This window comes from Variovorax sp. GW822-FHT04A09 (assembly GCF_058801005.1).
The window spans coordinates 466,348-479,986 of record NZ_JBXAMV010000003.1; the positions used below are offsets into that span (position 1 = coordinate 466,348).

The window sequence follows — 13,639 nt, forward strand, 5'->3', positions numbered from 1 at the left end:
GACCCGCGATCCATGGCGTATGAACAGGTGCTCTCCCAGGACGAGGTCGATGCGCTGCTGCAGGGCGTCACCGGCGGCGACCTCGACCAGGCCGCCGCGCCCGCGCCGCCGCCCGACGGCCTGCCGGCCTACGACCTCGGTGCGCCCGACCGCGTGGTGCGCAACCGCATGCACACGCTGGAGGTCATCAACGACCGCTTTGCGCGCGGCCTGCGCAGCGCGCTGCTGAACTTCATGCGTCGCAGCCCCGACATCTCGGTGGGGCCGGTGCAGATCCAGCAGTTCGGCGAGTTCGTGCGGCACCTGCCGGTGCCCGCGAACATCAACATGGTCCACATGAAGCCGCTGCGCGGCACCGCCCTCTTCGTGTTCGACCCGAAGCTGGTGTTCCTCGTGGTGGACAACCTGTTCGGCAGCGACGGGCGCTACCACGTGCGCGTGGAAGGGCGCGACTTCACGCGCACCGAGCAGCGCATCATCAAGCGCCTGCTCGACCTGTCGCTGCAGTGCTACGGCGACGCGTGGCAGCCGGTGTATCCGCTGGCCTTCGACTACGTGCGCGCCGAAATGCACGGCAAGCTCGCCAACATCGTGGCGCCCAACGAGGTGGTGATCAACACCACGCTGCAGATCGAGTTCGGCCCCATCGGCGGCTTCCTGCATGTGTGCCTGCCCTACTCGATGATCGAGCCGATCCGCGACCTGCTCTCGAACCCGATCCAGGACGAGGTCGAGGTCGACAAGCGCTGGGTCACGCAGATGTCGCGCCAGATGCAGGCCGCCGACGTCGAGCTCACCGCCGACTTCGTGACCATGCCCTCGACGCTGGGCGAGGTGATGAAGCTGCGCGTGGGCGACGTGATTCCCATCGAGCTGCCGGCGGCGGTGGTCGCCAAGGTCGGCGGCGTGCCCGTGATGGCCTGCGGCTACGGCACCTCCAACGAGCGCTACGCCCTGCGCGTGCAACACATGATCTCCCACCAAGACAGCGATTCGAAGAACGACCATGACTGACAACACCTCTGCCGCCAGCGACGCGGACGACTGGGCCAGCGCACTGGCCGAGCAGACCGCGGCGAGCGCGCCCGCGCCCGACCCGGCCGTGGCTCCCGCAACGGCGCAGGTCTTCCAGCAGATCCAGGATGCACCGGCTGCCTCGTCCGCGACGCCCGTGGACATCGCGCGCGTGCTCGACGTGCCCGTGCAGCTCACCGCCGAGATCGGCCGCACGCGCATCACCATCAAGAACCTGCTGCAGCTGTCGCAGGGCTCGGTGGTGGAGCTCGACGGCCTGGCCGGCCAGCCGCTGGACGTGCTGATCAACGGCTACCTCATTGCGCAGGGCGAGGTCGTGGTGGTGAACGAGAAGTACGGCATCCGCCTGACCGACATCGTCACGCCCTCCGAGCGCATGCAGAAGCTCGCGCGCGCATGAACCTGGCGCGGGTGTCTTCGCTGCTTGCGCTAGGACTGCATGCGGCGCATGCAGTCCACGCCGCCCTGCCCACCGTGCCCACGCCGGTGCGCGAAGCCGCGCCGCCCGTTGCGGTCGGCGGCGCGGGCCTGCTGCAGGCGGGCTTCGGCATGGCGGCGGTCGTCGGCCTGATCTTCCTGTGCGCGTGGCTGGCGCGCCGCTTCGGCCTGCAGCGGCTGGGCGGCGGCCAGGTGGTGAAGGTGGTGTCCACCGCCATGGTCGGCCCGCGCGAGCGCGTGGTCGTGGTGGACGTGGCCGGCCAGTGGCTGGTGCTGGGCGTCACCAGCAGCCAGGTCCGCACGCTGCACACGTTGCCGGCGCAGGCCACGCCTTCCGTTGCAACGCCCTCGCCTGCACAGAACCCGGTGGGCCTGTTCGCCCAGAAGCTGCGCGATTCCCTCGCGGGCAAGGTGCGCACCGCCCCATGACGCGCCCCGCCCTGCACCGCGGCCTGCGCACCGCCCTGCTGCTGCTCGCCGCCACGCTGCCCGCCGCCGCATGGACCCAAGGCCTGCCCGGCCTCACGAGCACGCCGGGCCCCGGCGGCAGCCAGACCTGGTCGCTGAGCGTGCAGACGCTGGTGCTGCTGACCTCGCTCACCTTCCTGCCCGCGCTGCTGCTGTCGATGACCAGCTTCACGCGCATCCTCATCGTGCTGGGCCTGCTGCGCACCGCCATCGGCACGCAGACCTCGCCGCCCAACCAGATCCTGGTGGGGCTGTCGCTGTTCCTCACCTTCTTCGTGATGTCGCCGGTGTTCGACAAGGCCTACACCGAGGCCTACGTGCCCTTCTCGGAAAGCAAGCTCAGCGCCGAGAAGGCCTTGGAGCGCGGCATCGCGCCCTTCAAGACCTTCATGCTCAAGCAGACGCGCGAGACTGACCTGGCGCTGTTCGCGCGGCTCGCCAAGGCACCCGAGATGCAGGGGCCCGAAGACGTGCCGCTGCGCATCCTGCTGCCGGCCTTCGTCATCAGCGAGCTGAAGACGGCGTTCCAGATCGGCTTCACCATCTTCATTCCCTTTCTCATCATCGACCTCGTGGTGGCGAGCGTGCTGATGTCGATGGGCATGATGATGGTGCCGCCCGCGTCCATCGCGCTGCCCTTCAAGCTCATGCTGTTCGTGCTCGCCGACGGCTGGCAGCTGCTGATCGGTGCGCTCTCGCAGAGCTTCTACTTATGACGCCCGAAGCCGTCATGACCATGGGCCACCGGGCCATGGAAATCTCGCTGCTGCTGGGCGCACCGCTCCTGCTGGTGGCGCTGGTGATCGGCCTGGTGGTCAGCATCTTCCAGGCGGCCACGCAGATCAACGAGGCCACTCTGTCCTTCATTCCCAAGCTGCTCGCGGTGTTCGCGACGCTGGTCATCGCCGGGCCGTGGATGCTCGACCGCATGCTCGACTACATGCGCGCCCTGTTCGCCAGCATCCCGCAGATGCTGGCGTGACGCCCTCGGTTTTCTCCGTCACCTCGGGCCAACTCGAGGCCTGGCTGGTGGCCTTCCTCTGGCCCTTCGTTCGCATGCTGGCCATGGTCTCCACCGCGCCGGTGTTCGGCGAGCCCTGGGCCACGCGGCAGGTGAAGGTGGGCATCGCCGCCGTGCTGACGCTGGTGATCTCGCCCACGATCGGGCCGCTGCCGGCGGTGCCCGTGGTATCGGCAGGCGGCTTCTGGATTCTTGTGCAGCAGGTGCTGATCGGCGCCGCCATGGGCTTCTCGATGCGGCTGGTGTTCACGGCCGTGCTGGCCGCGGGCGAATACATCGGCCTGCAGATGGGCCTGTCGTTCGCGTCTTTCTTCGACCCCATGAGCCACGGCAGCACGATGGTGGTGTCGCGGTTGCTGAACATGCTGGCGATGCTGATCTTCATGGCGCTGGACGGCCACCTTCTCATGCTGGAGGCGCTGGCCGCGAGCTTTCACACGCTGCCCATCGCCGATGCACCGCTCGCGGCCGGCGGCTGGATGTTCCTGGTGCTCGCGGGCGGCGACATCTTCGCGAGCGGCCTGCTGCTGGCGCTGCCCCTGATCACCGCGCTGCTCACGCTCAACCTCGCCATGGGCATCCTGAACCGCGCCTCGCCGCAGTTCAGCATCTTCGCGGTGGGCTTTCCGCTGACGCTGCTGGCGGGGCTGGTGATGCTGCAGCTGCTGATGCCGCACCTGGCGGCGTTCCTGGAGCCGCGGTTTGCGGAATCGCTCTCGAACATGCTGCGGTTCACGCAGGGGCTGCGGCGCTGAGGGGTGAAGGGCTGCTTGCGGCCAGTCGGCTGGTTTGAAGGACAGCAGGGTCACGGGATGACGCGCCACTCCCACTAAGATGATTCCGGCCGCAATACGGAAGGTCGCGCATGTCACACCCCATTTATCTGTCCAGCTCCTCCCTGCCCCGGATGCCGGAAGGCAGCCGCAACGAATGGCGCAGCTTCTTCGGCCATGGCGTCGAATTGGAGGCCAACGCGTTCTTCCCACTGTTCTGGCGGGCACTCTGCAGCACCAGCGACATCCGGCATGCGCGCTTCATCGACGAATACGACATCGACGACGAAGCCTCGGCCGTCGACCGCGAGGAATGCATCGAGGATTTCGGCGCCGACGCGACCTACCCCTACCTCGTCATTGACAAGGCCGCGGCGGTTGCGCGGCTGGCGACGCGGCGTGAAGCGATCCTCGGCGCCGTCGGAGAACGCTACCGCCCGATCTACGCGTCCTTCGAAGCACTGATTGCGCAGCACTTCGGGGACTACCTCCTGCTGCGCACCTCTGGCTTGCCAGATGCGGCCGACGCCGAGCCATGGCTGCGCGCCGATCTTGAGGACATCGACGGTCTCCACGACAGCAAGGCGCTCGAAAGCCTGATGTCGGATCTTGCGAGGCACGATGTAGACCCGGTCTGGACCTTGAGCGGCCTCGCGTCATCCAGCGATGGCACCTGGCCCACGCCGGCGTTGCGCGAACACTTCCCCGACCCGCGACAACGGAAGGCCCGCAGACCGCCGACCCCACAGCAGATCGACGAACACGATCGCGCGTTCGCGGAACCCAAGGCGCACGCGGCCAAGAGCTGGCTCGACCCCGCCCTGGAATGGCTGGGCGCCTTCGTGGCGGCGGGTGCGGCCTTGGGCGCCTATTACTTCACCCAATCCACCTGGCTGGCCGTGCTGGCATTCTTGTGCGTCGCCGTGGCCTTGGGCTTCGGCATTGCGAGGCTGCGCGCCCCGAGACGATGACCCCGGCCCTGGCCATCAACAAGCCTGCTCCCGCTACATCGCGCGGAACAGGTGCCCGAACGCCCGGCTGACCTTGAGCGATCGCGCCAAGCCCCGCACCGACAGGCTGTAGCGCCCGTTCTCGTCACGGGTGGCGCTCTCGATGCAGTGGGTGTTGACGAGCACGCCGCGATGCACCTGCGTGAAGTCGGCGGCGTCGATCCGCGACACCAGATCGCGCAGGCTCATGCGCACCAGCGCTTCGCCCTGGGCCGTGACGACATTGACGTACTTCTCGGCGGCTTCCAGGCAGATCACCTCCGAGACCGGAATCATCCGCACGGTGTTGCCGACGCCGGCGCGGATGACCTTGATCTTTTCAGGCACGTCGGCCGGATCGGTGATCGACTGAACGCGCTCCATCAGGGCCGCCATGCCACCGGCCGCCGGTGTCCGCGCGCGCTCGTGCAACCTTTGCTTCAGGCGTTGCACGCAGACCTGCAGGCGTTCGAGCGTCGCCGGCTTGAGCATGTAGTCCATCGCCGCATGCTCGAACGCCGAGATCGCGAAGTTGTCGTACGCGGTGATGAAGACGAAGAGCGGTTCGGCCTGGTCGTCGGGCCACTCGTCAGCGACGGCCTCGGCGACTTCCAGGCCTGTCTTGCCCGGCATCTTGATGTCCAGGAACATCACATCGGGCGCCAGGGTCTGGGCCAGCTCGATCGCCTTCAAGCCGTCGTCGGCGACGCCCACGATCTCCAGCTCGGGCCAGGCTTCGTGCAACAAGCGCTGCAGCGTTCTCGACAGCACCGGTTCATCTTCGGCAATCACACCGCGCCACGCGTTCACGATGGAATCCTCACGACCGCGCGCACGCCGCACGGCGATCGGGCTTGCAGAGACAGGGACGCACGCAAGCCATAGCGGGTCTGGAGGCGGTCACGCACATTTTTCAGCCCGGCCCCGCAGACCTCGTCGCCACCCGAAGCGGGCAGGTGCGGCGACAGGCCCAGACCGGAATCGTCCACAGCGACCTCGATGCCGCCCTCGATCGAACGTGCCAGCACTTCGACGCCCCCTGCGCCCAACTTCGGCTCCAGGCCGTGCCTGATGGCGTTCTCGACCAGCGGCTGCAACAGCATCGGCGGGATGGCGATCCGCTCCAGCTCGGCGGGCAGGTCGAGCCGGTAGGCCAGCCTGGGCCCCATGCGCAAGGACATGATGTCGAGGTACGCCCTCAGCTGGGCGAACTCCGACTGCAGCGTCGTCACTTCGTCGCGTGACGCTGCATGCGTGCTGCGCAGGTAGACGATCAGCTGGTCGATCATGCGCTCGGCCTGTCGCGGGTCTTCGTCGACGAGCGATCGCAGAGTCGCCAGCGTGTTGAACAGCATGTGGGGCTCGAGTTGCGCACGCAGCAGCCGCAATTCCGATTCGGTGGCCAGGCGCTGGGCGTCGGATCGGGCGACCGCCTCCTTGGCAAGCTGGTCACGCGTCGCGGCGACGTAGAGGACGAACATGGCCAGCACCAGGCCGAAGGCGAACGCCACCATGTAGTCGCTGTCATGACCCACGACGCGGCCGATCGGTTCGCCCAATATCAGGAGCGCGACCAGGTGCCCCCCGAAGTACCCCGTCGGGATGGCGATCGCGCCGGTCAGAAGCCAACGGGTCAGCGCCTGCATTCGCCGCAGTCGTCCAAAGCGGCCCAGCACCGCGACGCACGCGATGAACACCATGCCGACACATTCGACGAAGACGAACAGACGCGCCGGCGTTTCGAGTGCAGGAGCGGCCCAGAAGAGCAGCCCGGCCGCGATCGCGCACAGCAGGAACGAACTGGCTGTCAGCCGCGCTGCGCCCAGCCAGCGGGCGGGAATCGGTGAATCAACGCGGATCACGGGGGGCCGTCGGCAGCATGCATCGCGCCACTGTAGAGGTTGGCACGCCATGCCGCCACCGATCGGGGGCCCGTGGGGGCGAGTTTGTCCTCGAGCCGTCGTTTGAGGGGAACGAACGGCGACCGCTCGATACCGCCTCACGACCGTTGATGCCCTCCACCGGGCGTTTGGGCGCCAAACCGGATGCGCGCCTGGCTGCGGCCGCCGACAGTGCGGGCCTCACCACCCGGGAGTCCCCATGCAACGATCTTCTTTTTCTCTTTCGAACACGCTGCTTTGCGCCACGGCCGCCATCTGCGCGGCCATCGTCACCACGAACGCACAGGCCTTCGACGGCATCGTGGAAAAGCAGGTGTTCAACCTGCCCACCTACACGACCGTGAACGGCCAGGTCATCAAGGGCGTGCGCATCGGCTATGAGACCTATGGCCGTCTGAATGCGGCGCGAGACAACGTGATCCTGATCAATCACTTCATCACCGGCACCTCGCACGCCGCCGGTCGGTATGCGGCGAGCGACGCCGCGCCGGGTTACTGGGACACGATCATCGGCGCCGGCCTGCCGATCGACACCGATCGGTTCTTCGTCATCGCGACCGACGCGCTGGCCAACCCCAATCGCGCATCGGCCACCGTCGTCAGCACCGGCCCGGCCAGCATCGACGCCGCCACCGGCAAACCGTATGGTCCGCGCTTCCCAGTGCTGGCGGCGCGGGACACGGTGGAGGTGCAGAAAGCCCTGCTCGATGCGTTGGGCATTCGAACCCTCTACGCCGTGGCGGGCGCGTCGGCCGGCGCCTGGATGTCGGTGGAATGGGCCTCGGCCTACCCGGAGCGCGTGCAGCGCCTGGTGTCCATCGTGGGGCCCGGCGTCGACAGCCCGGCCTACGCCATCGCCAAGATGAGCTCGTGGGGCGCGGCCGTGCGGCTGGACCCGAACTGGGCCCACGGCGACTACCACGGCAAGGCCGAGCCGATGGCCGGCATGACGCAGGCCATGCGGCTGGTCACCCTCGACGCGCTCAGCTTCGCCTGGGCCGACAAGGCCTTCGGCCAGAAGTGGGCCGACCCGGGCAAGAACCCCGGCGAAGCGGCTGCGAACCAGTTTGCGGTCGATGCCACCCTCGAGAAGATCGGCGAAGCGCGTGCCAAGGGCATGGACGCCAACAGCTGGCTGTACACGCTGAAGGCCTTGCAGTTGCCCAGCGCCAAACCAGAACGCATCAAGGCCAGGTCGCTGTTCGTGGGCATCAGCTCGGACCAGATCTTTCCGCCGCTCCTGTCCAAACGCGCCGTGGAGATCCTCAAGGCGCAAGGCACGCCGGCAGAGTATGTCGAGATGAACAGTCCCAACGGCCACGCCGATGCACTGGGTGCCACCATCGGCCTGGCCGGGCCGGCGATTGCATCGCTCCTGGCGAAGTAGGCGCGCGGTCTGTGGCGTTGTCAGCAAGCGTCCGGTCGGAAAGAGGAAGCCGGCCTCTTTCAAATTCCGTCCACCAGTTTTCTGGAATCGCGCGATGGATGCAGGCTTTCTTTTGGAGGCTGAAGGAGCCATTCCTCAGGCAAATTGCGCCAGCCCGTGCCCGACGGACCAGTTCTCCCTGGGTGCATCGGCAAGGGTCACGAACACATCCTCCGGCCGTATCCCCGGACTCTCGGCCAGTAGCTGCGCGATGCGCTGGAACAGCGCCTTCTTCTGCTGCGCGGTGCGCGTGTTGAAAACGGTGATCTGGATGTACAGGAGATCGTCGCTGCGCGCGACGCCGAAGGCGCCTCCATATCGGAAGTTGGCGGCCTCGTGCTCGGTGATCGTCATGAACTGGTCGTCTTGCGGCACGTTCAACGTGTCGCGCAGGGCGCGATAGAGGCTGTCGAAGATCGCCTGCCGGTAGGCCTCTGGCTTTCCCGCGCGCATCGAGATGTGAATGGTGGGCATCGCTGCTCCGGGTCATGGTGGAACAGCAGATGTTATGTATTCAGATTTGCTATTGATACTTATCTCAATAACAATCTTTTGTCATGACTGATCGCCCGCTGGATCTCGATGCCGTTCAGGCCTTCGTTCGCATCACCGAGCTGGGCAGCTTCACGCGCGCCGCGGAAGTCATGCAGACCACGCAGGCAGGGATCAGCCTGAAACTGAAACGCCTGGAAGACAGGTTGGGCTGCCGGCTTCTGGAGCGCACACCGCGGCACGTGGAGCTGTCAGCGCGCGGTGCCGCCTTCCTGGGACATGCCCGGGAACTCCTGGCGGTCCACGATCGCACGCTGGCGGCCTTTGCGAGCGCCCGCCAGCGGCTGACCATCGGCATCAGCGACCACGTGGCAGGCCCGGAGTTGCCCGCGCTGATCGCCCGCATGAACGCGCAAGACGCGCAGCTGCTGATCGATATCCGGATCGGTTCGTCAGGCGATCTGCTCCAGAGCTACGACCGACGCGAACTCGACACGGTCATCGTCCGGCTGCATGCCGGACGCACGGACGGGAAGCTTCTGACGCAGGAGCGCTTCGGCTGGTTCGCTGCCGCAGGCTGGCAACACCGCGTGGGCGAACCCCTGCCGCTGGCCACGATGGCGCAGCCCTGCGGCGTGCGCGCGCTGGCGGAGCAGCTTTTGGACACGGCCGGCATCCCGTGGACCGAGGTGTTTGTGGGGGGCGGCGTCGCGGCCGTGGCGGCGGCGGTGGTGGCCGGACTGGGCGTCGCGGCCTTGGCGCCGCGCATGCTGCCCCTGGGCTGCGTCGACGTGGGCCCCAAGCTGGGTCTGCCCGACCTGCCGCGCCTGCCGGTCCTGCTGCACTCCCGGGTCCGGGAGGCTCGGGCGCGGGAGGCCGTGGACGCCCTGTCTGCGGCGTTCAGGAGCGTGGCGAGAAACTGATCCGACCGCGTCAGGGCGCGCGTTCGTCCACCACGAAGCCCCAGAAATCGTCGTCGCAGTGGATGCAATGGTCCAGGAAGGACTGCATGCCGCTGGCGTGGAACCACACCAGGCCCTGCGCCTCGTCGCACAGCGCATCGGCCTGCGCGTCCAGGCTGAGCGATGGGAGGTGGGCCAGTTCCATGTCGGCCAGGAACTCCTGCGTGTCCAGCTTGCCTGCAAAGAGGTCGTGGTCGAGGCTGGCGATGCGGCCCTTGTGCCGGCCGTGCAGCACCTCCACGAACGGGTTGCCCGCGGGGTCGCTGCCGATGTCCAGGAACCAGGCGGCCAGCAGGCTCTCGGCCTGCAGCGTCTCCAGGTCGCAGTGGGGGTCCGAGGCGCCGAAGCTGTTGAGCACCCGGAAGTTGGCATGCGACGCGCTGCTCGCCGTGCCGTCTGGCTGCACATAGGCAGCGATGTCGCCGGCCTGTTCCATCTCGTACAGCGAGAAGCCGTTCTGGGTTCGCAGGAAGGTGGCGTAGGCGTTGGAGAAACCGAGGCGGCGCTGCAGCGCGTCGACCGCCTGAGCGGAGGCCGGTGCACGGCCGAAGGGATTGGGGAAAAGTACTTTCATGGCGTTCGCTGCAGCCTACCGCGGATCACGGCGCGCCGGCCCCGCGTCGCTTTCGTGCACCGCCCCTATCGGCCAGGCAGGTTCAGGCCGTAGATCAGCATTTCCTCAAAGACGCCCCGGTGGTTCACGTGCTTCACCAGGCGTCCCTCCGGGAGGAACCCGGCTTTCTGCATGACGCGCTCGGAGCCGGTGTTGCGCGGCAGGCAGCTGCACACGATGCGGCTGATGCCGAGCTCGCCGTGCGCGTAGCGGATCACGGCGCCGACCGCTTCGGAGCAGATGCCGCTCGACCAATGCGCGAAGGCGACCCAGTAGCCCAGTTCGGCGCGGCGATGCAGTTCGGACATGTGGGCCAGCTGCACCGCGCCCAGCAGCTCGCCCGTGTCGGCGCTGGTCACGGCATAGATGACGTCGGTTCCCGCGCGGAAGGCGGGAGCGTGCGAGGCGATCCATTCGCTGGCCACGCCATCCGGATACGGATGAGGCACGTGCGCGGTCGGCTCGGCGACGCGCACATCGCCTGCGATGCGCTGCACGTCATCGGCGTCGTCAGGATCGGACGGGCGCAGGACGAGACGGGGGGTTCGGAGCTGAGGTTGCATGGCGGGGTTCAGGTTCAACGTCGCTGCGTGGTCAGGGGCCCATTCTGGGCCAGGAGCCGAACCGCGAGAATGCGGGGCAACAGACACTTCAGAGGAGCTCGCCTTGACCACCGTCGCCATCACCCCCGCCATCCACGTCAGCAACAGCAACGGCTTTGTCCTGTTCGGCGGCGTGAACGTCCTCGAGTCGAAAGACATGGCCCTGCGTGCCGCGGAAGAATACGTCCGGGTGACGCAGAAGCTCGGCATTCCCTATGTCTTCAAGGCGAGCTTCGACAAGGCCAATCGCTCGTCCATTCATTCCTACCGGGGCCCCGGCCTGGAAGAGGGCCTGAAGATCTTCGAGGCCGTCAAGGCGGCGTTCGGCGTGCCCGTTCTCACCGACGTGCACGAGCCCTGGCAGGCGAAACCCGTCGCCGAAGTGGTGGACGTCCTGCAGCTGCCCGCGTTTCTCGCCCGCCAGACCGACCTGGTCGTCGCGCTCGCCCAAACCGGCAAGGTCATCAACGTCAAGAAGCCCCAGTTCCTGAGCCCGACACAGGTACTCAACATCGTCGAGAAGCTCAAGGAAGCGGGGAATTCTTCCGTCATCCTGTGCGACCGCGGCACCTGCTTCGGCTACGACAACCTGGTGGTGGACATGCTCGGCTTCGGCACCATGAAGAAGGTCACCGGGGACCTGCCGGTCATCTTCGACGTGACGCATTCACTCCAGCAACGCGAGGCCAACGCCATCGCCTCCGGCGGACGGCGCGAGCAGGTGGCCGAGCTGGCGCGCGCGGGCCTGGCGGTGGGCCTGGCGGGCCTCTTTCTCGAAGCGCATCCCGACCCGGCACAGGCCAAGTGCGACGGTCCCAGCGCCCTGCCGCTGGACCAGCTGGAGCCCTTCCTCACGCAGCTGAAGGCACTGGACGACCTGGTGAAGTCGTTCGCGCCCTTGCACATCCGCGCCTGAACAGGACGCGCCCGCACGGGCCTCTAGCGGCTGTCGAGGCGGGCCTTCATGTAGCAGGCCCGCAGGAGCGCCTGTTCGCGATGGGGATCGTGCAGGCCATTGCCCATCGGCCGGGTCCGGCTCGCCGCCTCCTGCAGCGCCCCGGCGTGGTACTCGGCCAGCGACTGGGGCGGAACGGCCAGTGCGCCTGCGGCGTATTCGACCCTGGCTTTTTCCGTCATCCAGCCCTGCACCCGCTCGCGAGACCCGGTGTGCGTGCGGCGGTAGTAGCGGTCGGCCTCCACCTCCGATTGATAGAAGGTGTCAATGGCGGTCCGCAGGGCGTCCGAGCAGCGCGACATCAGCATGTCCACGGAGGGTTCGCTGCGCGAGGATGCTCTCGCTGCGGGGACGCTGCCCGCCTGGACCGTCGGACGCTCCGGCGCCGCGGCCTCGTTCGGCATGGCCGCCGAGTCGCAGTTCCTGGCGCCCGAATGCCTGCATTCGGAGACGAGCCGCACGTATTCCTGCTGATAGACCTTGCGCGTGGCCGCGCGATCTTCGGGCGTCAGGTTGCCGCAGCTGCGATCGAGGTACTCGATCATCGTGTAGTTGTGGACCCGGTCCGCGCCGGGGCCCGAGGCCTGCGTGGCGCGTTGCTGCAGCGCCTTGCATTCTTCCGAGGAGGCGCGCGTTCGCTGCGAGGGCGCCGGATTCGCGGCCTTCGCTTCTTTCTCGGAGAAGCAGTACCCCCTGTAGCCTCGTCCTTCCACGTACCGCCAGCGGCCCGTGCCCCGGTGCTTGGTCGAGCAGGCCCACCAGTGCACGGTGCCGTGCAGGAGGTTGCCCTCCTTCTTGCCGGGGCCCAGCGTGCTGAGTCCGCCGTTGGGGCACTGGAAGGCCTCGGAGCTGTCGAAGAAGTGCTTGGTCTGCCGCGGGTTCTCGACACAGAAGCCCACGTCGACGCTGTAGTTGCACTGGTTGAAAAGCGTGCTGTCCTTGCCGATGACGCAATGGCTGTCGGTGCCGTCGTTCGCGGCCAGGGCGGGCAAGGCCGTGCCCAGCAGGAAGACGCTCAAGGCCAGGGTGCGAACGATCGGCATGCTTTTCTCCTCCAGGATGGCGCCTGAATCTAGCCCGACGATTCGCAAACGAAATACCGCTTTTGTGGGAGGCCACGGGAACCGGTGGCCCGCCTCGCAAAACGCAAGCGAAGAAGCAATCCCACGCCAACGGCAGGCAGCTTGCTTCCTGCCTCGTGTTCATCGCACCCGCGCTGTCTCGCTTCTATTCCTCCGGCCTGACGTCCATTCCCAGCGCCTCGGCAATGGTCAACGCTTGCACGGCGGTGATGACTGCGCCCTGGAGCTGCACGTGCTGCGGTTCGAGTGCGCTCAGGTCGCTGCCACGCAGGTCGCACCGCGAGAAGTTGGCGCTGTGCAGCCAGGCCCCCGACAGATCGACATCGCGAAGCACGCCGCCGTCGCACCGTGCGCCCGTGAGGTCGACCTCTCGCATCCGTGTGCCATGGAACGACGCCTTGCGCAGGTCCGCCCCCGGGAGGCCGGCAAACGACCAGTCGCCGCCGACCACTTTCATCACCTCGAACATGCAGCCGTCGAACATGCTGCCGATGAACTTGCAATCGATGAAGCTGGCGTCGAAGAACTTGCAGGCGACAAACGTGCAATTGACGAAGGCCGCCTCCGTGTGGACCGACGCATTGAAGCGCGCGCTCCGGAACGTGCAGTCGGTGAACACCGAGCCGGTGTTCCTGGCCTCCGTGAGGTCGAGATCGCTGAACAGGACGGCGGTGTAGGTTTGCCGGTCGATGTCTTTCCCGTACCAGCGCTCTCCAGCCAGCGTGGTCTGGGTCGCAGGTGCCGGTGCCCCATATGCACGTTCGGCCATGGATCGATTCTCCGAGGAAGGTGGGGGTGGTGCGCGGCTGCCAGGCGGACGACCGACGGCAGCCAGTCGACGCATTCTGCCCGCGTCCATCGCGACGATTGGCTGTCCCCCTC

Annotated in this window: 17 protein-coding genes; 10 read left to right on the forward strand and 7 right to left on the reverse strand. The window is 67.1% G+C overall.

Going from position 1 to position 13,639, the window contains the following annotated elements:
- Positions 1 to 12: 12 nt before the first annotated feature.
- From fliM to AC1RLW_RS18655, 7 genes are all read left to right on the forward strand, one after another.
- A complete protein-coding gene (gene fliM, locus AC1RLW_RS18625) occupies positions 13 to 1,014 on the forward strand; it encodes a flagellar motor switch protein FliM (protein WP_493194425.1) in 1,002 nt (333 codons plus the stop codon).
- Positions 1,007 to 1,435, forward strand: coding sequence for a flagellar motor switch protein FliN (fliN, locus tag AC1RLW_RS18630; RefSeq protein WP_062469325.1), 429 nt, complete (start codon positions 1,007 to 1,009; stop codon positions 1,433 to 1,435). The genes fliM and fliN overlap by 8 nt, the downstream gene beginning before the upstream one ends.
- Positions 1,432 to 1,902: a flagellar biosynthetic protein FliO gene (gene fliO, locus AC1RLW_RS18635; protein ID WP_493194426.1), complete on the forward strand. Its 471-nt coding sequence runs from the start codon at positions 1,432 to 1,434 to the stop codon at positions 1,900 to 1,902. The genes fliN and fliO overlap by 4 nt, the downstream gene beginning before the upstream one ends.
- A complete protein-coding gene (gene fliP, locus AC1RLW_RS18640; protein ID WP_062469318.1) occupies positions 1,899 to 2,657 on the forward strand; it encodes a flagellar type III secretion system pore protein FliP in 759 nt (252 codons plus the stop codon). Before fliO ends, fliP begins: the two co-directional genes overlap by 4 nt.
- Positions 2,654 to 2,923, forward strand: a complete 270-nt coding sequence (fliQ, locus tag AC1RLW_RS18645) for a flagellar biosynthesis protein FliQ (RefSeq protein WP_099792007.1) — start codon at positions 2,654 to 2,656, stop codon at positions 2,921 to 2,923. The genes fliP and fliQ overlap by 4 nt, the downstream gene beginning before the upstream one ends.
- Positions 2,920 to 3,717, forward strand: a complete 798-nt coding sequence (gene fliR / locus AC1RLW_RS18650) for a flagellar biosynthetic protein FliR (RefSeq protein WP_493194428.1) — start codon at positions 2,920 to 2,922, stop codon at positions 3,715 to 3,717. The genes fliQ and fliR overlap by 4 nt, the downstream gene beginning before the upstream one ends.
- Positions 3,718 to 3,827: 110 nt before the next feature.
- Complete coding sequence (locus AC1RLW_RS18655; protein WP_493194430.1) at positions 3,828 to 4,706, forward strand: hypothetical protein; 879 nt, start codon at positions 3,828 to 3,830, stop codon at positions 4,704 to 4,706.
- 33 nt (positions 4,707 to 4,739) lie between these two features.
- Here AC1RLW_RS18655 and AC1RLW_RS18660 read toward each other — a convergent pair whose 3' ends face one another.
- Both AC1RLW_RS18660 and AC1RLW_RS18665 read right to left on the reverse strand, forming a co-directional pair.
- On the reverse strand, positions 4,740 to 5,534 hold the full coding sequence (locus tag AC1RLW_RS18660; RefSeq protein ID WP_493194431.1) for a LytR/AlgR family response regulator transcription factor: 795 nt from the start codon (positions 5,532 to 5,534) through the stop codon (positions 4,740 to 4,742).
- Positions 5,531 to 6,586 (reverse strand): sensor histidine kinase, encoded by a 1,056-nt coding sequence (locus AC1RLW_RS18665; protein WP_493194433.1) that lies wholly within the window; start codon positions 6,584 to 6,586, stop codon positions 5,531 to 5,533. Before AC1RLW_RS18665 ends, AC1RLW_RS18660 begins: the two co-directional genes overlap by 4 nt.
- A 238-nt stretch (positions 6,587 to 6,824) precedes the next feature.
- Between AC1RLW_RS18665 and AC1RLW_RS18670 the strand changes: the two genes are divergently transcribed.
- Positions 6,825 to 8,012, forward strand: coding sequence for an alpha/beta fold hydrolase (locus tag AC1RLW_RS18670; RefSeq protein WP_493194435.1), 1,188 nt, complete (start codon positions 6,825 to 6,827; stop codon positions 8,010 to 8,012).
- A gap of 135 nt (positions 8,013 to 8,147) precedes the next feature.
- Here AC1RLW_RS18670 and AC1RLW_RS18675 read toward each other — a convergent pair whose 3' ends face one another.
- The gene (locus AC1RLW_RS18675) at positions 8,148 to 8,525 is read right to left on the reverse strand and encodes a tautomerase family protein (protein ID WP_062469294.1); all 378 of its coding nucleotides are present in this window, start codon (positions 8,523 to 8,525) and stop codon (positions 8,148 to 8,150) included.
- Positions 8,526 to 8,608: 83 nt separating this feature from the next.
- Between AC1RLW_RS18675 and AC1RLW_RS18680 the strand changes: the two genes are divergently transcribed.
- Positions 8,609 to 9,466 (forward strand): LysR family transcriptional regulator, encoded by an 858-nt coding sequence (locus tag AC1RLW_RS18680; RefSeq protein ID WP_062469291.1) that lies wholly within the window; start codon positions 8,609 to 8,611, stop codon positions 9,464 to 9,466.
- 10 nt (positions 9,467 to 9,476) lie between these two features.
- Here AC1RLW_RS18680 and AC1RLW_RS18685 read toward each other — a convergent pair whose 3' ends face one another.
- Together AC1RLW_RS18685 and AC1RLW_RS18690 are read right to left on the reverse strand one after the other, a co-directional pair.
- Positions 9,477 to 10,079, reverse strand: a complete 603-nt coding sequence (locus AC1RLW_RS18685) for an SMI1/KNR4 family protein (protein ID WP_493194437.1) — start codon at positions 10,077 to 10,079, stop codon at positions 9,477 to 9,479.
- Positions 10,080 to 10,144: 65 nt separating this feature from the next.
- On the reverse strand, positions 10,145 to 10,699 hold the full coding sequence (locus AC1RLW_RS18690; protein WP_493194439.1) for a GNAT family N-acetyltransferase: 555 nt from the start codon (positions 10,697 to 10,699) through the stop codon (positions 10,145 to 10,147).
- Between the two features lie 85 nt (positions 10,700 to 10,784).
- On the opposite strand from AC1RLW_RS18690, the gene kdsA reads away from it, so the two are divergent.
- A complete protein-coding gene (kdsA, locus tag AC1RLW_RS18695; RefSeq protein ID WP_493194441.1) occupies positions 10,785 to 11,636 on the forward strand; it encodes a 3-deoxy-8-phosphooctulonate synthase in 852 nt (283 codons plus the stop codon).
- Between the two features lie 23 nt (positions 11,637 to 11,659).
- On the opposite strand, the gene AC1RLW_RS18700 is transcribed toward kdsA, so the two are convergent.
- Both AC1RLW_RS18700 and AC1RLW_RS18705 read right to left on the reverse strand, forming a co-directional pair.
- The gene (locus AC1RLW_RS18700) at positions 11,660 to 12,718 is read right to left on the reverse strand and encodes a hypothetical protein (RefSeq protein ID WP_492685873.1); all 1,059 of its coding nucleotides are present in this window, start codon (positions 12,716 to 12,718) and stop codon (positions 11,660 to 11,662) included.
- Between the two features lie 184 nt (positions 12,719 to 12,902).
- Positions 12,903 to 13,526 (reverse strand): pentapeptide repeat-containing protein, encoded by a 624-nt coding sequence (locus AC1RLW_RS18705; RefSeq protein WP_493194442.1) that lies wholly within the window; start codon positions 13,524 to 13,526, stop codon positions 12,903 to 12,905.
- Between the last annotated feature and the right edge of the window lie 113 nt (positions 13,527 to 13,639).